Origin of the sequence: Colwellia sp. (assembly GCF_013215345.1) — a bacterium.
Lineage (GTDB): Bacteria > Pseudomonadota > Gammaproteobacteria > Enterobacterales > Alteromonadaceae > Colwellia.
Genome location: NZ_JABSOV010000004.1, coordinates 23,114 through 45,224 on the forward strand (window position 1 = coordinate 23,114; position 22,111 = coordinate 45,224).

23 protein-coding genes are annotated in these 22,111 nt (G+C 37.6%); 18 read left to right on the plus strand and 5 right to left on the minus strand.

The window, feature by feature from the left end; genetic code table 11:
* Window positions 1-237: 237 nt before the first annotated feature.
* A complete protein-coding gene (gene ygjK, locus HRT50_RS00925; RefSeq protein ID WP_291610386.1) occupies window positions 238-2,727 on the plus strand; it encodes an alpha-glucosidase in 2,490 nt (829 codons plus the stop codon).
* Between the two features lie 196 nt (window positions 2,728-2,923).
* On the opposite strand, the gene HRT50_RS00930 is transcribed toward ygjK, so the two are convergent.
* On the minus strand, window positions 2,924-3,901 hold the full coding sequence (locus HRT50_RS00930; protein ID WP_291610389.1) for a zinc-dependent alcohol dehydrogenase family protein: 978 nt from the start codon (window positions 3,899-3,901) through the stop codon (window positions 2,924-2,926).
* A 271-nt stretch (window positions 3,902-4,172) separates the two neighbouring features.
* Between HRT50_RS00930 and HRT50_RS00935 the strand changes: the two genes are divergently transcribed.
* A complete protein-coding gene (locus HRT50_RS00935) occupies window positions 4,173-5,090 on the plus strand; it encodes a LysR family transcriptional regulator (protein WP_291610392.1) in 918 nt (305 codons plus the stop codon).
* 156 nt (window positions 5,091-5,246) lie between these two features.
* Window positions 5,247-5,714 (plus strand): class I SAM-dependent methyltransferase, encoded by a 468-nt coding sequence (locus tag HRT50_RS00940; protein ID WP_291610393.1) that lies wholly within the window; start codon window positions 5,247-5,249, stop codon window positions 5,712-5,714.
* A gap of 361 nt (window positions 5,715-6,075) precedes the next feature.
* Here the strand turns inward: HRT50_RS00940 and HRT50_RS00945 are convergent, their stop codons facing one another.
* Window positions 6,076-6,966, minus strand: coding sequence for a LysR family transcriptional regulator (locus HRT50_RS00945; RefSeq protein ID WP_291610395.1), 891 nt, complete (start codon window positions 6,964-6,966; stop codon window positions 6,076-6,078).
* Window positions 6,967-7,077: 111 nt separating this feature from the next.
* On the opposite strand from HRT50_RS00945, the gene HRT50_RS00950 reads away from it, so the two are divergent.
* Window positions 7,078-8,202 (plus strand): alkene reductase, encoded by a 1,125-nt coding sequence (locus HRT50_RS00950; protein ID WP_291610397.1) that lies wholly within the window; start codon window positions 7,078-7,080, stop codon window positions 8,200-8,202.
* 211 nt (window positions 8,203-8,413) lie between these two features.
* Here the strand turns inward: HRT50_RS00950 and HRT50_RS00955 are convergent, their stop codons facing one another.
* A complete protein-coding gene (locus tag HRT50_RS00955) occupies window positions 8,414-9,244 on the minus strand; it encodes a hypothetical protein (protein WP_291610400.1) in 831 nt (276 codons plus the stop codon).
* Window positions 9,245-9,370: 126 nt separating this feature from the next.
* A complete protein-coding gene (locus tag HRT50_RS00960) occupies window positions 9,371-10,648 on the minus strand; it encodes an IS4 family transposase (protein WP_367238715.1) in 1,278 nt (425 codons plus the stop codon).
* Between the two features lie 436 nt (window positions 10,649-11,084).
* Between HRT50_RS00960 and HRT50_RS00965 the strand changes: the two genes are divergently transcribed.
* The 9 genes from HRT50_RS00965 (at window position 11,085) to HRT50_RS01005 (ending at window position 15,909) form a co-directional block, all read left to right on the plus strand.
* On the plus strand, window positions 11,085-11,309 hold the full coding sequence (locus tag HRT50_RS00965) for a DUF3955 domain-containing protein (RefSeq protein ID WP_291610402.1): 225 nt from the start codon (window positions 11,085-11,087) through the stop codon (window positions 11,307-11,309).
* 124 nt (window positions 11,310-11,433) lie between these two features.
* Window positions 11,434-11,793, plus strand: a complete 360-nt coding sequence (locus HRT50_RS00970) for a VOC family protein (protein ID WP_291610404.1) — start codon at window positions 11,434-11,436, stop codon at window positions 11,791-11,793.
* A gap of 100 nt (window positions 11,794-11,893) precedes the next feature.
* Entirely contained in the window at window positions 11,894-12,226 is a 333-nt protein-coding gene (locus HRT50_RS00975) for a YggL family protein (RefSeq protein WP_291610405.1), read from the plus strand.
* A gap of 106 nt (window positions 12,227-12,332) precedes the next feature.
* Window positions 12,333-12,842, plus strand: coding sequence for a hypothetical protein (locus HRT50_RS00980; RefSeq protein ID WP_291610407.1), 510 nt, complete (start codon window positions 12,333-12,335; stop codon window positions 12,840-12,842).
* A gap of 516 nt (window positions 12,843-13,358) precedes the next feature.
* Window positions 13,359-13,943, plus strand: a complete 585-nt coding sequence (locus HRT50_RS00985; RefSeq protein ID WP_291610410.1) for a hypothetical protein — start codon at window positions 13,359-13,361, stop codon at window positions 13,941-13,943.
* A gap of 225 nt (window positions 13,944-14,168) precedes the next feature.
* Window positions 14,169-14,585: a hypothetical protein gene (locus HRT50_RS00990; protein WP_291610412.1), complete on the plus strand. Its 417-nt coding sequence runs from the start codon at window positions 14,169-14,171 to the stop codon at window positions 14,583-14,585.
* A 49-nt stretch (window positions 14,586-14,634) separates the two neighbouring features.
* Window positions 14,635-14,949 (plus strand): DUF6693 family protein, encoded by a 315-nt coding sequence (locus tag HRT50_RS00995; protein ID WP_291610413.1) that lies wholly within the window; start codon window positions 14,635-14,637, stop codon window positions 14,947-14,949.
* 89 nt (window positions 14,950-15,038) lie between these two features.
* Window positions 15,039-15,389 (plus strand): DUF4144 domain-containing protein, encoded by a 351-nt coding sequence (locus tag HRT50_RS01000; protein WP_291610416.1) that lies wholly within the window; start codon window positions 15,039-15,041, stop codon window positions 15,387-15,389.
* Window positions 15,390-15,492: 103 nt separating this feature from the next.
* Entirely contained in the window at window positions 15,493-15,909 is a 417-nt protein-coding gene (locus tag HRT50_RS01005; RefSeq protein ID WP_291610418.1) for a VOC family protein, read from the plus strand.
* Between the two features lie 195 nt (window positions 15,910-16,104).
* Here the strand turns inward: HRT50_RS01005 and HRT50_RS01010 are convergent, their stop codons facing one another.
* Window positions 16,105-18,456 (minus strand): TonB-dependent receptor, encoded by a 2,352-nt coding sequence (locus tag HRT50_RS01010; protein WP_291610420.1) that lies wholly within the window; start codon window positions 18,454-18,456, stop codon window positions 16,105-16,107.
* 128 nt (window positions 18,457-18,584) lie between these two features.
* Between HRT50_RS01010 and HRT50_RS01015 the strand changes: the two genes are divergently transcribed.
* From HRT50_RS01015 to HRT50_RS01035, 5 genes are all read left to right on the plus strand, one after another.
* A complete protein-coding gene (locus HRT50_RS01015; RefSeq protein ID WP_291610422.1) occupies window positions 18,585-19,664 on the plus strand; it encodes an AraC family transcriptional regulator in 1,080 nt (359 codons plus the stop codon).
* Between the two features lie 86 nt (window positions 19,665-19,750).
* Window positions 19,751-20,452, plus strand: a complete 702-nt coding sequence (locus tag HRT50_RS01020) for a DUF3313 domain-containing protein (protein ID WP_291610424.1) — start codon at window positions 19,751-19,753, stop codon at window positions 20,450-20,452.
* Between the two features lie 303 nt (window positions 20,453-20,755).
* On the plus strand, window positions 20,756-21,157 hold the full coding sequence (locus tag HRT50_RS01025) for a DUF4267 domain-containing protein (RefSeq protein ID WP_291610426.1): 402 nt from the start codon (window positions 20,756-20,758) through the stop codon (window positions 21,155-21,157).
* Between the two features lie 9 nt (window positions 21,158-21,166).
* Window positions 21,167-21,706, plus strand: coding sequence for an isochorismatase family protein (locus tag HRT50_RS01030; RefSeq protein ID WP_291610427.1), 540 nt, complete (start codon window positions 21,167-21,169; stop codon window positions 21,704-21,706).
* Window positions 21,707-21,828: 122 nt separating this feature from the next.
* A partial coding sequence (locus HRT50_RS01035) for a nitroreductase family protein (protein ID WP_291610429.1) occupies window positions 21,829-22,111 on the plus strand: 283 nt, incomplete at its 3' end.

Consider the following 22,111-nt stretch of genomic DNA (forward strand, 5'->3'; position numbering starts at 1 on the left):
TAATCCGTTGAACCTGTAAGGCCTTCCCTGCTTTACAGGTTTTTTTATCTTTTGTTTTTCATTACCTTCCTTTAAATTTTTAATTTTAACTTTTCTATTAAAAATACCCTGCCTTATTACAAATAAAAACGATATACAATATACCGAACTTACTTCATAGTACGTTTATCTAATACCACTCGACCTAATTTATGGCCGGATTTGGTAAACCAACAAGTTCAAATAAGAAGAAGCTCAATGCCATTAATTAGAAATGCATCGTTAGCATTAATACTAATATCGCTCATGTTATTGCCATTCCTTACCTTAGCAACGACAAGTAATACCAGTGGTGTCATCGACAGAGCTGGTACACCTAAACAGCATAAAGACTACGATAAATACCAAAACCAACGTTTTAACCCATTATTTGATTTAGGCGCTTGGCACGGTTTTTTATTACCTGAGCAAGAAAACAGCTACGCCGCCTTCACTGGCCCTATGGTTATCGCCGAAGAATACAGCTTATTTATTGCTGAAAAATTAGAGCTGTTAACTATTAAGGATTTATCCCGAAAAGAAATCTTAGACTTTTCAAAAGCAAAAATAGAACGTACTTCAAGTCCTGGTCAACTGCAGCAAAAATTTGTATTTAAAGAGCTAACGCTAGATTTAACCTTACATTTCATCAGTAGCCGAACAGCTATTATTGAAACAAAAATCACCAACCACAGTAATGACAAGCTTGCTTTGACACTAACATGGCAAGGTCAGTTATTGTCACAATGGGATGATAAAAAGACCGTTAAGCAAGCCCTGCCCCAATGGCAGAGAAGTTTAACGGCCAAAGCTAACGGAATAAGTTTTCATTTTAGTGAAGTGCGTAATACCTGGAATATTATGACCAGTGATAGTGCGCAATATCAAATTAGCCGTTCACTACCGACTAAAACCACCATTAAGCAAAAACAGCATAGCTACCAGAGCACAGGCACAATCGATATTGCTAAAAATAGCAGTACTAGCATTTTTAGTACACAAAGTTACTTTCATAACCAAACTGAAGCAGATGCTGAGCAAGCTTTTATCAAAACAGCTTTGGAAAAACCTCAAGAGAAAATTGTAGCGACACAACAACGTTGGCAGCAATACCTTGAAAAAGCCATGGCCGTTGGCAAGCGAAGTAAAGCCCAAAATAAAGTCGCTATCAAAGCCATTGAAACCCTTAATGGTAATTGGCGTAGTCCGGCCGGTAAATTAAGCCACGCTGGTGTTACTCCTTCGGTTACCGCACGTTGGTTTAATGGTGTATGGGCGTGGGATAGCTGGAAACATGCTTATGCCATGGCGCACTTTAATAGCGACATCGCCAAAGAAAATATTCGTGCAATGTTTGCCTATCAAATTCAAGCAGATGATGCCCTTAGACCACAAGATGAAGGCATGGTAATTGACGCCATATTTTACAACAAAGACCAAGCCCGTGGCGGTGACGGCGGTAATTGGAATGAGCGCAATACTAAACCACCACTAGCGAGTTGGGCGGTATGGGAGATATATAAAGCTACAAAAGATGTTAGCTTTATCGAAGAAATGTTACCTAAATTACAGCGCTATCATCAATGGTGGTATCGCAACAGAGATCATAACCAAAACGGTTTGGTTGAGTATGGTGCAACTAAACATAGATACCATAATAACGCACAAGGCGATATCAGCTTTAAAGTGCGCTATGTAACTCCCCCTAATAACGCTAAACCTAGCAACGCTAAGCCTAACAGCCCCGCCATTGACTTAAGTTCCTGCCAAAGCGCAGATGAAAATTGGTATCTTTGCTCAGGTATCAGCCTTTACCGAAATATCATCGCCAGTAGCGATTATGATGATATTGATATTGGCGCTCAACATGGCGCGGGTTGGGAGTCGGGTATGGACAATGCCGCAAGATTCGGCTTTATCAATGCAGAGCAATTATCAGATTATGCCAAGAAAAACTACCTAGGCGACGTGCACAAGGCTCGTAAAGATTGGCAAGTGATGTTCTACCAAAATACTAACGATGCTGGTGATTTACTGGGGTTTTCAATCAATCAAGAATCGGTAGAGCTGAATACCTATCTTGCTCATGAAAAAACATTATTGGCCAATATGGCAGAGCTACTGCAGCAAAAAAATCTCGCCGCAGACTATAGACAAGCAGCTAAAGTATTAGCCAAACGCATTAACCAGTGCTTTTTCGATGAAGATAGCGGCTTTTACTATGACCGAAGTTTTACCGCCACGAATATGAAGAGTGATAAAATCGACAAAAATGGCTGTACCGGTAAATTATTAACGGCACGTGGTAGAGGACCTGAGGGCTGGAGTCCATTGTGGGCCAATATAGCCGACGTCGATAAAGCCGAGCGAGTCAAAAATGTCATGTTAAAGAGTAATGAGTTTAATACTACTATCCCGCTAGGAACCGCGGCTTTAACGAACCCCGCTTATGATGCAGATATATACTGGCGTGGCCGTGTTTGGTTAGATCAGGTATATTTTGGTTTAATCGCCCTAGATAACTATGGCTATCATCAAGAAGCTAAAACCTTAGCAGAAAAATTATTTAATAATGCTGAAGGTTTGAGTGAAAATGGTGCCATTAGAGAGAACTACAACCCTGAAACGGGCGCGGTACAAGGCGCAACAAACTTTAGCTGGAGTGCCGCACATCTCTTGATGCTCTATCGAGAGTTCTTGGCTGAGTAAATTATTTTTAATGGTCTAAATATCCAATAACAGCGTTGCTCTCAATCCCAATAGCCAGCTATTGGTCAATCAAGCGCCTTGTTCTTGAAAATTTATTCTCATTATTATTTTATCTGGTGATTAATATAATTGATAAAAATAGAAAAGCGACTATTAGCTAATTAGAAGCTTTTCGTTAAATAAATTTAAATCAAGCTTATGCTGTAAGGGTAACTTTACCTACCGCTTTGCCAGAAGCAAGGTAATCGTGAGCTTTTGCTACTTCCCAAATTGAGAAATTTCTTTCATCAATAATAGGCGTGATCTTGCCGGCATCAACAAGTTCAGCAATCTCAGTAAGAATACGACCATGTGATTCTTGGTTAATGCCATGACATAATGGAATAAGCATCAAAATACTGTGGAATGACAAACTTTTAAGGGCAATTTGTAATGGATCGGCAATAGGTAAAATCGTTGCAACATGACCATTATACTTAGCAGCCTCAAATGATTTTTCAATGTTATCACCGGCAACCGTATCAAATATTTTATCAAAACCAACACCAGCAGTGTGATCCTTTACATAGTCTGCAACCGACTCAGTTTTATAATCAACTAAATTATCTGCACCCAGTGTTTTTGCTAGCGCTTCATTAGCAGGAGAATAAGTAGCCGTTACCTTAGCACCAAGCACTTTTGCTAATTGAATGGCAATATGACCTACGCCGCCGGTCGCGCCATGAATAAGCACATGGTCTCCGGCTTTAACATTCATTTTTTGTACTAGTGCTTCATAAGCAGTGATTGCTACCAATGGTAGAGCCGCCGCTTGTTTCATGCTTAGGGTTTTAGGCTTCATCGCCATTAAACGGGCATCAACCAACATAAATTCAGCTAAAGCACCATCAACACCATTAATGCCGCCAGCCATGCCGTAAACTTCATCACCAATTTTGAAGTTACTTACGTCTTCAGCCACTTCAACCACAATACCCGCAACATCGCCGTGTAATACTTCAGGTAAGTTTGTCGACCATGGCAATTCAATTGAACGCAACATAGTATCAATTGGATTTACACTGCTAGCTTTTACTTCTACTACCATATGGCCCGCTTTAGCGACTGGTTTTGCTTTTTCAACAAGTTGAAAAACGTCTGTGCTACCAATTTCTTTAATGATCATTGCTTTCATAATTTTACTCTCTATATATTTAAATTAGTTTGCATATTTTCTTATGCTACTTGCTTAGCTATTTACTTAGTTGATTACATAAGTAAAGGCTTTGCTTGTTCGTTTAAGTGCGGCCATTTTATGCCTTGCCAACAAAGCAAACCATTACCCAACTGACAAATCACCTTTGCTTTTAAAGCAACACAAAGTTAAAGTAGCTCTTAATAAGAGTTAGTGCCTGAGAGCCCTTATTTAGCAGACCTTGTTTAAGAGCAGACCTAGAGGAATAAAGATGAGTTCATTAAATCGATTACTGTATTTTAATTGTGTGGTAGAAACTGGCAGCATCTCAGCTGCGAGTCGAATCTTTGATGTCCAGCCCTCTTCTATTTCAAGGCAATTAGCAGCACTTGAACAAGAGCTAGGTGTACGTTTGTTAAATAAAACCACCCGAAATACTGGCTTAACTGAAGCGGGTCAAAAATATTACGAGTATTCCCAGCGCATTGTTGCTGAATTTGATGAAGCGAAAAAGGCCGTTAATGACTTACAAGAAAATCCCAAAGGCAAACTAAAAATAAGTATGACTGTCGGCTTTGGCGAAAGCATTGTACTGCCATTGATTCCCAAATTTATTGCCTTATATCCTGATATCAATATCAAACTTGAGTTAACTGAGCGCGTTGTTGATCTGGTAGAAGAAAATATTGATGTTGCTATTCGCAGTGGTCGCTTAACTGACTCAAGTATGATTGCCAAACACTTGGCTTTTAATAACTTTTTACTTTGCGCCAGCCCACAATATTTAGCCAGTGAAGGTACGCCGCAAAGCCCTGAAGAGCTAATTGATCATCAATGTATCCGCTACAGCTATTCTCGTTGGCAAGATTGGTATTTAATGGCTGAACAAAGAACAAAATTAACCATTAGCGATACTATTTCTGTGAACTCAGTTAACGGTCAAAAGCAACTGGTGCTAAATGGCAGTGGCTTAACGTTAATGCCACTATGGGCTGTTAGAAAAGAGTTAGCCGATGGCACGCTCATCCAAGTAATGCCAGAACATACCTTTAGTCCTTATGAAGAACTAAGCTCCACCTACGCTATTTATTTAAAGCGAGAAATGGTGTCAGTTAAAACACGGGTTTTCTTAGACTTTCTAGTAGATAATTTAGTGGCAAACGTAGTAGAAAACAGGGTAGAAGATTAAATTGAAAACATGGTCAACTTTGATAACTAACACAGAAAACAGGAGAGTGTGCCCTTGCTAATATTTGATGTTTTTTTGTTGCTGTTTTTTGCCTTAATAGTGCTATTTATTACCGTGTCGATCATCTATAACACAGTAAAATTAGGAATTTCACCAATGCCAAGCTCAAATAAAGCTTACCTGGCGATGATGCAATTAATTGACGAAGCGGGATTAGAAACAAAAGCAGGGTCGATAATTGATCTGGGTAGTGGCTGGGGCAACTTTGTTATACGTATTGCCAAGCGACATCCGCAAAGGACAATAGTAGGTTATGAATTATCCTACTTGCCATGGCTAATATCCACCTTACTTAAGAAGCTACTGGGATTAAAGAACTTAACTTTACATCGACAAGATTTTTATCAGGCGGACTTATCGTCCGCATCGATATTAGTGTGTTATTTATTCCCACAGGCGATGAATAAAATCAGCGATAAGCTGCACTTAGAACAAGCAAGTGTTAACTTTCTTATCAGCAATAATTTTGCCCTACCAGCATGGCAACCTTACAAGACTATACAAATCGATGATTTTTATAAATCCCCGGTTTACCTATATAAAATTTCTAAAAAACAAAGGTGAAAACAAGCAATGTTAAGCTTTTAGATTTCAGGTATTGACCAATGACAGCCAGTACCACAAAGACGATCTAATTAAGACGTGAATTTATCTTAATAAATAGTCCGCTTTGCTACCATTGCTGTTATTCATGGTTAAGCTGGTAACGATCACGTTGTGCACATTGACGTTAACCCTCCTCGATATGAAGGTCAACTTTCCGACCATTCAACTGACATAAATTTTACATTATATGGCAAAGGGGGAAAAAACCAGATAGTTTCATATGGAATATGTGTACAAATATAGGTCTAAACTTCCGGTTAAAAGCCGGTGATATTGAGTCTACTGACTTAAAATATATTTTACTTTTATAGATTTCCCTCTACCCCACAAGTTTTTTTAACTGTCCTCTTATCCAAATATGAAGAGGGTCCTGGTTAGATCTTTGATGCCAGACAGCAATGACTTCAAAATTAGGAGGATACTCTTCTAATTCGATAGCTTTAAGCTGTAGGTCAGGGAGTAAACGTGAGGGAATAAAGCCGCATAAATCACTTTCGCCGATACATGCTTTGGCTGCGGTGAAAGTAGGTACTGACAGCACTACATTTCTGGGGTGGCCTTGTTCTTCAAACCATAAATTAGCGGCCCCACTAAATTCTCCGCTGGAAGGAGAAACCACTAATTGAGGAATTTGAGCTATGGCTGCCACCGACATCTTTTTTTTCACTTTCTTGTTGGTCTTACCGGCAACACAAACATAGTTTTCATTGTACAAGAGCATGGAAGGGTAGCTCTCAGGCACAAATGCAGGGTTACTGATCACTAAATCGACGTCGCCAGTCATTAAAGATTCTGCCAATTTATCTAATTCCAGCTTCCGCACTGCCAATTTCAAATTAGGTGCTTTTTGACGAAGCAGATTCACTAACTTAGGCAGAATGACTCTTTGTTCGAAATCGGTGGAACTGATGGAAAACAGGTCTGTAGCAGTGGCAGGGTCGAAGATATCAGGTTTGAGCAGATTTTCTAATGATTCCAAAATGTGATCTATTTTAGGCTTAAGAGATTCGACAAAAGGGGTGGGGATAACTCCGTTACTAGTTCGAATAAACAATCGATCATCGAAGGTATCGCGCAATTTACGCAGTTGGTCACTTATTGCTTGTTGGGAGACATCCATTTTCTCTGCTACACGGGATAAATTCCGCTCTTTAAGCAATCCTTGAAGAATTCGTAACTGACGAATATCTATTTTATTTAAAAGTTTCATTTGTATCACTTACAGGTTTATCTTGTTTTTAATTGTATCTGTATCGGTTTAAAATAGCACCTATCTATTACATATTATAAATGAACTAAACAGTTCATTTCAGGAGTTTTTATGTCGTTTTCCAGTTTGTTCAGCGAAGTTTCACTTGGCCCTTATAAATTAAAAAATCGTATTGTTTTGCCCCCGTTAACTCGTTCAAGAAGTTCACAACCTGGCAATATCCCTAATGAGCTGATGGCAGAATATTATTCTCAACGTACGGGAGCTGGATTTATGGTCACTGAAGGGACTCAAATTGAACCCAGAGGTCAAGGGTACGCTTGGACACCGGGCATTCATAGCAAAGCACAGGTCGAAGGTTGGAAGAAAGTAACCAAAGCAGTACATGACAAAGATGGCGTGATCTTCTCGCAGCTTTGGCATGTTGGTCGTGTCTCTCATAACTCGCTGCAACCAAATCAAGAATCCCCTGTAGGACCTTCTGATATAAAAGCGGATTCGGTAAGTGTGTTCATTGAAACAGGGCCAGGCGAAGGTGCATTGGCAGACCCAAGTCAGCCAAGAGCATTATCAACCGAAGAAGTCGAAGCCTTAGTAGGCATGTATCGCAATGCGGCAATTAATGCCAAAGAGGCCGGCTTTGATGGGGTTGAATTGCACTGCGCTAATGGTTATTTGGTTAACCAATTTATTTCTGAGCACACCAACACCAGAACAGATAAATACGGAGGAAGTTTAAAGAACCGCTTACTATTTTTGAAAGAAATTACCCAAGCCGTCACTGAAGTTTTTGGCCACGACAAAGTAGGTGTGCGTTTCGCCCCCTTGTTTGAAAGCACCGATGAAGACCGGGTGTATTTAGGCTTGGTTGAAAGTGATCCGCACACAACTTACATCGAAGCCATTAAAGTTCTGAATGAAGTCGGCATAGCCTATTTATCATTGGCAGAAGCCGATTGGGATAACGCGCCGGATTTACCTGATGCGTTTTACCAAGAAGTAAGAGATACCTTCGAAGGATTAATTATGTACGCTGGTAAATACACGCCAGAGAAAGCACAGAGAGTATTGACAGAAGGTAAAGGTGACATTTTTGGTTTCGGTCGCCCATTCATTGCTAACCCGGATTTACCAGAACGAATTCGTAATGAATGGCCTTTGAATGATGTTGATCCTACCAGCATGTATGGCGGCACGGATAAAGGCTATACCGATTACCCTAAATTCTCTGGGTGATATAAAAACATACCATCGTAACGGTATTTGCTCACCCGAAAATCAAGGAAAGTCATAATTTTGGTCCTCGAAGGCCTGACCTAAGTTATCGTCAAGTGCAGTGGCTAATTGATTTTAGCCACTGCAATAGCTGCTTTCATTAGTGAAGTTAATATAAATAGTATTAAAAATAACATCATTTAACCGTCCTAAAAGTGGCAATTGCGATCGTTTAGTTTGTCTGATAATAAAAGCTAGTTTCTGAAAGTTCCTCAACAATGTCATATTCTAACCCTATGTGATTGTAGACTCCTGCTTTTGGTAATTCAGCATAATGCTCAATTACAACTCCCCAGTGATTATCTCCTATCCCACCAAATATTACATTTGTACTGACTTCATCTATTTTAGCTATTGCAGCTACTTTGTGTTCTCCCATGATAGCTCTTAATTTATTTGAGCTAGCAGATAGAGCCATTAGTTTAGGAGCATCCGCGAGTTTAGAGGTAACTTCAAAGTTTCCTGATGGAACAAACCCTGCGTGTTCTGAGGGGAAGTAAGTAATTAGAGTCGTAGGGCTATAAAAGGTGTTATTTACACGATAAACATGATGTGCTGTTTGTTGGACAATGAATATCTCTTTATTTTTATGTAGTTTTTTTAATTGTAAAGAGGCGTCCAGTAAAAAGGCATCGATTACTTTTAACCGTTCAGTTTTACATTTATTCTTTTTACAAATTGACACACTTGGCAAATTAGAGAGCTGTTTTTTGTTAATATTAAGTAATGCTGCACCGAACACTCCAAAGTTAAAATTTGCGAAATCTTGTTTGTCCTTGTTATCCCCAAACTTAAGTGGACGAACATCTAACAAATTAAATGGTTCAAAGGAAGGTAAGTAAGCTAGTGGTAAATCTGTTTTTGGTAACATTTCACGTATATGCTTTATAAAAGTACGATACTCATTATCAATTTCTTTAGTAAAGTAATTTGGGGCATCAGCATGCACAGTAGGAGAAAGTAGGACACAGATGAAAAAGAAAATTTTTAATAGTTGGGACATAACCGTCCTTGTTTATGCTGACTCCACTGCATAAAATTTAACGACAGCTTATCGCTCTAGGCCGACATTAATATTTTCAGTTACTTACGTCAACTATGCGCACCACAATGTCATTAACTTAAGGGTTTAGCACATACGTTTATAATTCATTGGGTACTTATTTGTCTTGTTTCTACGGTCTTGTCGAACAAACTTACGATTGGGTCGAATAACACTTAAACTCTTTGATATTTTACTTATCAGTAATTCATATAGCTCAAGATCAGCTAGCTTCATTGTGAACCGCACAATATTATCTTTGAGCTGATTTATCGCAAAAGCGAAATTGATCTTATAATCATAGAGCCTATTCTTTTTAGGCTTCTTTATTTTTCGTTTGGCATCATGCATTGCAGAAGCAGCAAGGTTTTTAGTCAATAGCTTTGCATGTAAGTCTTGTAAAATACCTTCAACAGAAATACTAGAATAATTCTCAATGTTGAGACGACTTTTCAATACTTTGTAATCTTCTTCAACTCCCCAGCGTTGGTGATATAAATTAGCGAAAAGAGAAGTAGGATAAGCTTTCAAGTCTGTTAATGANGANACNAAAACCTCTGGCTCTCCTGATGGCAGGTCAACTCGTACTAATCTTAAACAAAGTGATTCGGTTGATATTTTGTCTTTTCTACATCGACGGAGAGACTTCTCAATACAAGGAAAATCAACGATATCACTATATTTCCCACTTTCTAAGAAGGCTTTAACAACATTAGAGCTTTTAACAATACGCATGCAGAAATCAACATTTTTTAGCCTATGGTATTTATAAAACCAAACGGCAGGATAACCTCTGTCATAAAGGACTAAGTCGCCTTTTTGAGTTTTATTTAAATGCTTTAGCGCCATTTCACGCTCTCCTGTTGAATGGCTTTCTACCTGTAAATCTAGGGTAATATTATTCTTAACATCATAAAGTTGAGAAAGACGAACATGAGGCATAGCGGCATGTGGACGAGCTTTTCCAAAATGCTCAAGTAGTTCGTTAGAGATAGGTAATTGTGTGACTGACCCATCAACAGCTAACAGTCTATGGCCTTGCCATTTATCAATGGTTGCAGTTTCATAAAATTCTTGAACTAAATCATCGTTTAACTCAACAAATGCTTGATGGGATAATTTCATTCTCGCTTTACAAAAAGCAGCGGTGCTAACTGACTTTGTCGACAAGTAGCTATCATCGATAACATTGAAAAACCGAACGAGTTCAGCCTGAATTGAACCATTGAGAGCATTCAACATAAAACTAATTAAACAAGGAAAAGTAAGGGTGCGATTTCGAGTGAAATCAGTAGATTTTTTACGGTGATTTTCTAAAAATTCAGTTGAGTGAATTTTATCGGTTAACTTTTGTACTATTTGAATTAAATACTGAACAGCTCATTGGTGATTTCTCTCTATTTTTAATTCATAGCTAGGTTATCAACTAGGTAACTTATTGTAAACGTGTAAATTAAGCTTAAGTTAATGACATTGATGTGCGCATTCCGGACGTTAGCCTTTAATTTTTTGCCTTATATTTTCTAATGAATATTTTATGTCATGTTACTGAGCCGGCTCAGTAACACTCCTAAAAAACACGAATAAACGTCTATTTGATTGATCTTAGTGTAATATACAGCGTTTTCTATTATGAGTATTACTGAGCGGGTTTAGTAACATCCTATCTTTTATTAACTAATTGGTTGCAGTGGTTTCTAATTCTTTGAATTTGTGGGACATTAATGTAAATTAAATTTTAATTATGGAACGGACATTACTGAGCCGGCTCCATAATAAGCTGTTATATGCAGGTGCCTAAATGAATATTCTCGCAAATAAAACTCTTCTTATTTCTTTGATTTTACTTGGTTTGGGAATGTTATCTCTAATAGCCGAGAGTACCTTTTATCAATTTCTTGATAATGAAGGGGTTCTTCATGAGAGTATGTTCCTGCCACTCGGTATGATAAGTATTGTAGTTGGTATGTTGTTTTTATTATTTTTTATAATACAAAAAATACGATGTGCGTTTAACAAAAAATAAATTGCATATAACAAGGGTTTTCAAGTCGGACTCGTAACAGTTTGCTCGGTTCCACTTCGTTTCACATTTTAGTAAACTATTTCTCGCCGCTTAAAACGGCGTTAGGTGCAAAAGGAAGTCACGCATGAAAAACCCATCAACTTTATTAGTTGTTAACAACCTTCAAGAATCACTTCAGTTTTATACAAAATCTTTAGGCCTAGATTTAGTCGAAGAGCATTCTGATTGCATAAAGCTAAAAGCTGGCGACCATGAAGTAATTGTGTTTCAAGGGACAATGGATTCAATTCAATATTCACATGGTTATAATGCTAATTCTACGTTATTGTTCACGGTTGATGATTTAGATAGCAAAATTAATCAACTAAAATCGCAAGGTGTAATTTTTGTTCATGAAACACCAAACCAAAACCGGTGGGGGCGTTATTCAGCCTTTAAAGATCCATCAGGTATTGTTCATGAGCTATTCGAGCTTTGCACCTAACAAACGCTTCAAAACTATGTCACATTTTTTGCAAAGACACGCAAAAAGGTCACCACAATTTTTACCCGTTTAAGCGGGTGTTATATACCTAAGGAAAATCATGCACAGTATCAAGAGTCGTAGATTACGGAAAAAACTATATTTAGATGAATTTGCTATTTTAGGTTTTGAGTTCTCATGTACATTAAATGCAAAAAAATCAGATGAGTTTGATTCATTATTAAGCCAGTTGGTAGATTTTGTTGAAAGCCGTGAACTTTCTATGGGAGGTGGCGGAGACACTAAATTATTTAGTGCTTTTATCTGTTCAGATCATCGTTATACTTCTGCAACTGAAGACGACCGTGACTCTATTACAGCTTGGCTTGATAAACAGGAAGCCATAAATAATATCACGGTAGGTAAACTGGTTGATGCAAACTACGGTATATAACGAGCTGTTCAAGCCGGACAAAATACATTTGGCTGTTTTCGTTCCTCAACATTTTAGCCAACTAGATTTCGCCCCTTAACAGGGCGTTAAGTTACTAGGGAAATATGTGCGTAATTTTATAAATTTAAGTAAAAACAAGCAAGTAGAGCTAAATGCTAAATTTCCTGATCTATTCAAAATTTATTGTTTAGATGAGACTCCTCACTATAAGAAAGTGGAAATAACTGTTTTTGACCACTGGTTAACTCTTGAAGAGTTTCAAAATGATCGCCCTGATAAAAATGAGCAGTTGCGCCGAAACAGGTTATTGCATGATTTTGCAAAGATTATGTCTAAAAATACTGAAATCTTGAATTTTAAGTTTAAAGGTAAATGGGATCGTTGTTGCCCGTCTTTTAGAAAGTTCAGCTGTCAAGAATCTATGGATAACTATTTACATCCTGCCGCTGATAATGACTCCTCAGATAAATTTTGCAGGTTAGTTTTACCCGAATTTTCTGCTGTATATTTTGAAAGCTGGGATTATACGAATATATTTTACATTCAAGATGATAAAATCATACCGAAAATCAAACAATGGGCTAGTGAATCAGGTGTTTATTGTTTGGAGTATTAGTAACTTAACAAACCATTAAAGCCGGACAAAAATAGTTTGCTGTTTCGTTCCTCAACATTTTAGGCAACTAAATTTAGCCTCTTAATGGGGCGTTATCGATACACAAACTAATCCGAAATCAGTTTTAGCCCGTTAGTGCTAATGTATTCTTTGTGGTAAAAGTGAGCCTTAGCTCGTAATCATGACCAACTAAAAACAGGTCATCGTTAAAGACTTCTTAGTGGCATTAGTTGTCCCTTCATTGCAACCAAAAATGTAGGGAATAGCAACAATGTTTACCTTAGTTTTATTTACCAATAACAGGTAAAAGAGATAGTTTTTTGTAAAGTGGCTTGGTGCATTAATAATTCATTTGAAATACTTTTTAGCTCAATAATGACAAACATATAACTAGACTAAACAATGCAGAAACATTTACAGACACTGATCAATTTATTGACTAAAAATGACCTTAAAGCTTTGCTTCAACATTACTTAGATTCAAATGGATCTGAGAACATCGTTCAGTTAGGTTTTATGTTTCAACAAGGACAAATAAAATCATTTGATTTTTATCAACAGCTAGCAACTAGTTTTATAGAAAATAAAGGCTTTTCCATTGGACTTATCCCAAAAATCAAAACTAACAATACCTTAAACTTTTTCACCCCCGCATTACAAATAGAAGGGAACTTCAGTAAAATAGATCACCAGAAGTGTAATGTTTTACATTATTTGTTTACCAACAATCAATCAGTCAGTAGCATCCACCCGCCATTTAACTATGTACGATCTATGATGTTATTTGGAAGTAATGAAGCATTGCGCGATGGTCTATGCCAACGTAATCAACAAAATTTAACCCCTATTGAAGCTTATTTATTTACGAATAAAAACTTAACACCATTAGCTAATCATGAACTTACTGCTTTTTTGGCACTAATAGAAATTGAACGTAAGCAACAAGAAGTAGATAAGGCTAACTACTCCTTTGTCATTCAAGAAGTGAGTGAATTATGTCGAAGTCAGGCTCAATTAACTAATGATGACCTACAGCGCATTATGCTCATAGCCACTTATTACATGACATCTATTAAACAGGTCGTCAGTGACATGCATTAAATATACTACCTGCTAGTGGTAGAGGTATGGTCGAGTTTTCAATACCTTTTGAATAATCATTTTCTAAATTCAGAATGGTTATAGTTCACGTATAGTATTAAACAGTCTGATTATTCTGTGCCTGATAAAGTGCTAATATCTTTGATAAAACTACTTAAAATTCATCCTAATTTAACCAAGGTTACTTAGCCGTGTATGGCTAGTTTGCTGAACAAGGAATAGTCTTTGAATCTTCAATTTTTAGCCACTATTGCAACCGTTTGTTTGTTATCTGCATGTACAGCTGGAAAGTTGTACTACACAGACGACTCAGGCCATCTTGTTTTAGCTTGTGATGTAGAGTTTGTTGGCTTACCCAGCGTAGATAAGTTTGCCGTGGAGTATGCCTTAAGCCTTTGCGCAAAAAGTGTGGTAAGAAAAGGGCACAAGTTAGGGAATGAGCAAAAGTATTTGTTAAAAATTGATACTTCTATTCCTGCTGCTCCTTGTGGTAAGTTCTGGGATCATGAACTTGCCAAAAATGAATACCAAGATGGTCAACTTTCTAAAAGAGAATATGGCTATCTAGTTGCTCATATAGACTTAGGTTTGGCCGTTGTTGAGCAATGTTCACCGGACATGCAAATAAACCAAGACAAATAAGCCAAGAGAAATAAATCAGTAAAATAACAACACTATGCAAGGAGCATAAATGAGAATTCAAGCAGATGTAGGTACATTAGATATTTTAGGTCATTTAATATTTTGGTTTATTATCATTTTAATTACTTTTGGCATTGGAGCATTTTTTTTCGCGTACTCATTTTCTAAATTTATAATTAATAGATCAGTCTTAATTGACGATCAAGGTGTCTCTAGACGAATGAGCTGTAATACAGATATGTTTGGAAATATTGGCCATGTAATACTCTGGATTATTATTTCAATAATAACCTTTGGTCTAGGATATGCTTTCTACTTTTATAAAGTATGGAATTATTCATTAAACAATACCTCTATTGGCTAACATCTTAGCTTACCTGGTACTCAAACTGGATAATTACAGTTGCCTTGCGCTCGTACCTCAACATTTTAGCAACGATTATCAGCCAATTATTGGGCGCTTTTTTATTTAATATTATGTTTATTGGAGTAGTTATTATTATATCTTGGCCATGTATTTTAAAACTGGAAGGTGATGATGAGCTTATATATTTAGCCTCTGAGCAGGAGTTCATCTCGCAGTGTGATGAATTAATTTTTAGAGATGATGATTACGTCATAGACTCTGCTGGTTTTAGCTATTTAATATCAGAGAAACTCGCGTTAATTAAATCTAAAAGGATATTAGCTGTAGGTGAGGTAACTGATTTGGTTCGTGCTAGCGAGTTTACCAAGGCGGAACTTTGCCTGACTAAAATTTATTTTATAACGGTATCAGCTGCTATTAAGTCTCAGTGTTGCTGACTTTTACTGCGTTTTATAGCTCACACTTTAGCCAACATTTTACCGCCTGTTCAGAGGCGTTATAACGCTGAATTAAATCAGCTTAAAAAAAAGGGATTTAAAATTGAAACAATCGATAGTGCACATAGCTATAGTCGTTAAAGAATATGATGAGGCTATTGATTTTTATGTCAATAAACTCAAGTTTGAGCTTATTGAAGACACCTACCAAGCAGAACAAGATAAACGTTGGGTTGTGGTTTCACCACCAGGCTCTAATGGTGTAAGTCTATTATTAGCGCGTGCATCTAAGCCAGAGCAAAATGACTTTGTTGGCAATCAAGCTGGTGGCCGGGTATTCCTTTTCTTAAATACCGACGATTTTTGGCGTGATTATAATCGTATGATAGCGGATGGTATTAAATTTATTAGAGAGCCCAAAGAGCAAGACTACGGTACTGTGGCAGTATTTGAAGATCTTTACGGTAATTTATGGGATTTACTGCAACTAAACAGCAGTCACCCAATGGCATTGAGATAGCTATTACCTCAAACTGAAAATGTAGTTCGCTGTTATAGTGGATCCTCATTGTCATAATGAGGATCCACGTAAGGGCAGGTTATGCTGCTTGATCATGCTGTAGCTGTAAAAGCTTTCTTTACAAAAGCGCTAAGCAGCTATCAGTAACTATCTGCCGCGATTACCAGAAGTTAATAGCATCAACAAATACAACTACTAAAAGTTATAATCTAGTTGTATGCCATATACCGCTGGACGGTCAACAAAGCCATAAAAAGTATCAGTACCAAAGGTACTGCCCGATAATGGGTTATTACCTACATAAGTTAATACTTCTGCATTGGTCATATTTTTACCAAACAGCGCAATGTTCCATTTTTCACTCTCCAGAGCAATACGCATATCTACCTTGTTGTAACTGTCAACTTCATAAAGTGGATTTAAGTTTACATCAACATTCTGTTTTGCTGAGTGATATAGACCGAGTGTGGTTCTGAAATATTCGAAGCCTAAGAATGAAATATCAGTGAAATAGTCAAACCCAATACTGGCGGTTATTTTCGGGGTAAATTGTCCAGACTTGCCGGTGTAATCACAAAGTTGGTTACCATCTGCGCCCATATCGCCGTCAGGCACTTGTCGGCTATGACAGTTACCATTAGTGAAGTCGATATATTCATGGTCTAAATAAGCGATACCATATTGCATAGATAAACCATCGAGCAATATCCAGCGACCGTCAATTTCAACACCTTGCACCACGGTTTCTTTGGCATTACCAACATTAAAACCAAGCACGCCGTCAAATTGACTGACTTGTAAGTTGTCATATTCGGTGCGGTAAAAAGCGAGGTTGATTTCTAAAGTATCATCGAGTATTAATGACTTTAACCCCAGTTCATAAGCCGTTGCTTCTTCTTCTTCAAATTCCCATGAATTAACGTTATTGGCTCTGGCATCAAAACCACCCGCTTTAAAGCCGGTGGTGGCAGAAGCGTAAGCCATAATTTTATCATCAATTTTATAGCTTATATTAATGAGCGGAGTAAAAGAGTTTTCATCACGTGTACCTGTTAAGTTATGGCCTTGCGGTGATAAAGGGCTTTGTTCACTTTGAATACCAAACACTGCATCAAATAAAGCCGGCGCCATGGGATCTTGGGTAATATCACCGGTGCTAATATCGGTAATATTCATAACTCGAGAAGATGTTTTCTCTTCGCTGGTAAAGCGTGCGCCTAAAGTAAGTGTCAAGTCTTCAGTGAAATGATAACGACCTTGAAAAAAGGCTGACCACATATCGGTATCTAACTGGTAGTTTCGACCTGCAGCTTGTCCGGTCATAGGCGCGAGTGCACCACCCGATACTAAACCTAAAACACTATTGGTTGGTATAATGATATTGTCATCAAAGGCGAGTTCACTGGTTTGATAAAATAGCCCACCTAGCCAATCAAATTTTTCTCCAACCGGTGAAACTAATCTAATTTCTTGACTGAACTGCTGATACTCTTCATCAATAAATACTGAGAATATTGGCGCCGCGGTATAGTCACAATCACAGCTTTCAACAAAATCGTATGAAACGAAGCCAGAAACCGAGGTGAGGGTGTAATCACCTAATGCGAAGTTAGCAGTTAAGGTGGCATTATTTAAGCTGTTGCTATTACTTTCTTCTGCGTCGGCTTGGCGCTGATAATTCAACTCACTTTCAGTTATTGCCTCAGGGTGACCTAAAATAGCTAATATTTCGCTGAATGTTGCACCAGGAATAGGATACCCGGCAAGCGCTGGTTCATCTTGAATTACTTCTATCTGTCTTCCGGTACCATCAAAGTCATCTCGCTCGACTTTAAAAAGGAAGTTCATGGTGTCGCTTGGCTCCCACAATAAACTTAAACGTACGGCGCTTTCGTCACGAATTGTCTCATCTCGATCTTTATAGGTATTTTCAATATAGCCATCTTCTGAATAGTCTCGAATGGCAAGCCTAGCTGACAAGGTTTCAGTTAAGGCTCCTGATATCATGCCGGTGACTTCTGTAGCACCAATGGTCGGTTGATACTGCAAGCCAAGGTGAATCTCGGTATCTTGTGTTGGTTTAGCAGAAGATAAATTAAGCGCACCGGCAACAGAGTTTTTGCCAAACATGATTGATTGCGGGCCTTTTAACACTTCAATCCTTTCTAAATCGAGAAAGGGCATGCGCAGTAGTTGTTGTCGGCCATAATGAATACCATCGATATACTGACCTACAGATTGTTCAAAGCCTTGGTTATTACCCGTGCCTATACCACGGATAAACATTTGTGTGCTAATACCTGTTTCAGTCATATGTAAATTAGGTACTGAATATTGTAAGTCATCAATTTTTTCGATGCTTTTTTCTTTTATATCATCGGCACTAAGTACGTTCATTGATATTGGCGTATCTTGTGCATTTTCCGATCTTTTTTGTGCAGTTACTTCAATAACTTCTAATACAACTTGCTCTTGCGCGCTTGCAGCGTTAATTGCTAAAGCACATGCACTCAGGGTGAATATGCTTTTTAATGCCATGTTTTTCATGTTATCTCACTCTTTTATTATAATTATTATTTACTGTTTCTATTAATAATATAAAGAGGAGTTATAGTGAAAATAAGGTTAAATGCGGTCAATTTTGGGTGTAAAACGGTCTATTTGATGGTTAACTGGTGACAACTAGCAACAAGTTGAATAACGATATGTTTTTAAAAGACAGTTTACCTGCTAACTTTTCTGGTCAAGTATTTGCACATAAACTTAACTTTATTTCGACCACCTTAGCTAAAGACGGTATTGATGTATCAAGTTTGTATAAAGGCACAGGTATTGAACCGCATGGCTTAAAAGACCGTGAATACAAAATTCATAAAGAACAAATAATCACCTTTTATCGCAATGTTTTAGCACTGAAAATACCCCGTATTAGTTTATTATTGGGTGCCTCGATAAAACCTCAGGATTACGGTTTATATGGTTGCACGTTATTATGCTGTAAGGGCCTACGTTCAACGTTAGAGTTTGCTATTCGTTATCATAATTTGGTCACTAAAACCGTCGATATGTCGCTGCACGATGATGAAAAGTCAGGGCAATCGTGTTTTCGATTTGAAGATCTCTTGTTTGCCAGTGACCTAGAAGAATTCAACATAGAGCTTCAGTGCATTATTGTTTTGTCTTTGGTCAGGGACTGTTTAAATAACGACAACTTTTCGTTTGATGCTTTAAGGTTTAGTTTTGATAAACCTAAACATCATCAAGACTATGAAGACTTTTTTAGCTGTCCAATAAGTTACGGTAATCGCCATAGTGAATTTGTCTTTAATAATGACAAATGGTCATTGAATACACCAAGTAGTAATCCTTTTGCTATGCCGCTATTACTTAGCCAATGTGATCTGGTATTAAAGTCAGTGGCGTTAAAAAATGACTTTCTAATCACCATAAATCAATGGATAGCCGAAAATATGCACAAGGAACTGTGTGCTGAAAATCTAGCGAGTGAATTATATCTAACGCCAAGAACGCTGCGTAGAAAACTATCGGAGCAGGGCACCAGTTTTACCGGCATAGTGAAAGAATTACGTTGTAGCGCGGCTAAAAAATTAATCACTGAGACACAATTAACCATTGAAGATATTGGCTGTGCTATTGGTTTTAATGATGTTTCAAATTTTAGAGCTGCCTTTAAGAAATGGACCGGGAGAACGCCTTCAAACCTCAGGCAAGTTAATACAAGTTCAGGCATGTAAATAAATCTATTTATTAAGGCAGTGTTAACAATACTTTATTTGATAGCTACTATACTCAGTTTATGTTTAAAAATGGGGCTAACCATATGAAAATAAGACTATTAACTACATTATGTATTTTGTTGAGTGCTTGTTCATTTACCAATCATGAAAAGCTTGAGCCCTTGTATATTGGATTTATCGGAGACTATTCAAAGTTTGAAAGGATTGAAACTGATGATGGTCTAAAGTCATTTCGTTACGCCAGTGACCGAGTGCTGTCTGGATTTTACAGTAAAATTATTATCGACCCTGTAGAGTTTTACCCCTTTGAAGTAACTTCCGAGCAGTTATCTGCAGAATTATTTGCTAAGACTAAAGCCTATATCAACGAAAGCCTTGCTGAAGTGGCTGCCTTATCTTTAGAAGTTGTTGAAAAACCCCAAGCAGGCGCCTTGAGATTGACCCCTCGAATTTCCGCTATCAAAATCAGTCCGGGCGACGTTAAGATTAGAGAGCTAATTCCTGTTGGCTCGTTGATCGCGCTAGGTAAAGCGGCAGCAGGATATAGATATGAGAATATTGATATTTATATGGAATTTAAAGCAACTGACAGCATGGACGGCGATTTTATTGGTGGTAGCGTTAAACAAGGTAAAGCAGGTGAAATATCAGGCTTTAATGAAGTAGTGACGTTTGAGCACATTAAGCCTTTGTTAGACATTTGGATTAAAGACGCTAAGGGTGTTTTCGAGAAACTGAAGCAGTTTAATGAGAAAAATAGAGCTCGCTTGATAGAGCGTTTGTAGAGTTAACTAGCAAGATTAAAAGAATAATAACCCGTATTAATTACTGTCTATTGTTACCAATCATGGGTAGGGGAAAACGTACGAGTCTCAACGAACATCATCTTTTCTACTTTAAGTCTTTAATAAACCGGTGTAAAACTTAAGCAATCTGCTTGAATCTTTAAAAACAAACCCATACGATAACAGCCAGTTATATTAAAAATCAATATAACTGGCTGTTACATTACGAACAAAATACTGTTTTTGTATCTCATTATTTAATAGGCATATTTATGCCCTTTATTATGGCCAAATGGATAGTTTATGATCAATCAAATGACTGATGTAGAGAAAATAGGCTTTATCTTAGTTTTACTTATGGTGTTGTTACAGGGGTTCTATGGCCTTTTTGCTTATTTTTATCCGACAATCTTTGCTAGTTTAAGAGGAACAGAGCTCTTTTCAAACATGGATGCTGACTGGGTGAAAATATATGGCTCTCGTACGTTATTCATCACGTTAATTCTCGGTTACCTTTTATATACGCGCAATTATTTAATTCTAATGTGGAGTGCTCTGTTTGGTATGGTGATGCCAATTACCGATGGTTTTCTTGCCTTTGAAGCGCAAGCGCCGATTAAGGTTATCTTGAAGCATGTTGCTACAGTCGTATATTTATTAGTGATATTTTTGGTTATAAAAAAAATAGTCGCTAAAAAGGCTTAGGAGGCGCTTATGTTAGAGAAACAAAATACTGGTCTTATTGTTATAGATATACAAGGAAAGCTGGCTCGCTTAGTCCATGATAGTGATGTGTTGATTGCCAATTGTGAAAAATTGATTAAAGGTGCTCAAGCACTTAGCTTGCCGATAATATGGCTTGAACAAAATCCAGAAAAACTTGGCCCAACGGTTGATAGTTTAGCGGCGATACTAGTTAACCAACAGCCTATCGCTAAATTTACCTTTGATGCTTGTCTAGAGCCTAAGTTCATCGAGGCTGTGCAGGAAGCGAATGTTGATAGCTGGCTTATTTGTGGAATCGAAGCGCATATTTGCATATACCAGAGCGCACTGAATCTAAAAGAATTAGGCTGCGATGTCCAATTGGTTGGCGATTGCATTTCGTCACGTTCGCTTGAAAATAAAACCCTCGCCATCAGTAAACTACTTAATCATGGCATCGATACTACAAGCTTGGAAATGTGTTTATTCGAGTTGGTTAAAGATTGTCGAGCGGCAGAGTTTAAAGAAATCTTGGGTTTAATTAAATAGTATTGCTCTACGTGCTACCTTGCGGGGCGGAACATTGCTTGAGTCGTATTATGGGCTTATCAAAAGGTTGGCAATAACTACATCATTAATATTACAATGACGCCAATAATTTTGAGGCAAATATGAATATTAATGAAGCAGAAAGAAATGCGCTCTATAAAGTGATTTTTTCACGTAGAGATGTACGAAAAGATTTTTTACCTACACCAATACCGGATGATGTATTGGCACGAATTCTTCAAGCTGGCCATCATGCGCCAAGTGTCGGCTTTATGCAGCCTTGGGATTTTGTCTTGGTTACTGAAGAAAACACTAAAAAGGCGCTTAAAAGAGGTTATGAGTCAGCCAGTATTGAATCAGCTCAGCAATTTTCTGAAGATAAAAGGGAAGAATATAAAAGCTTTA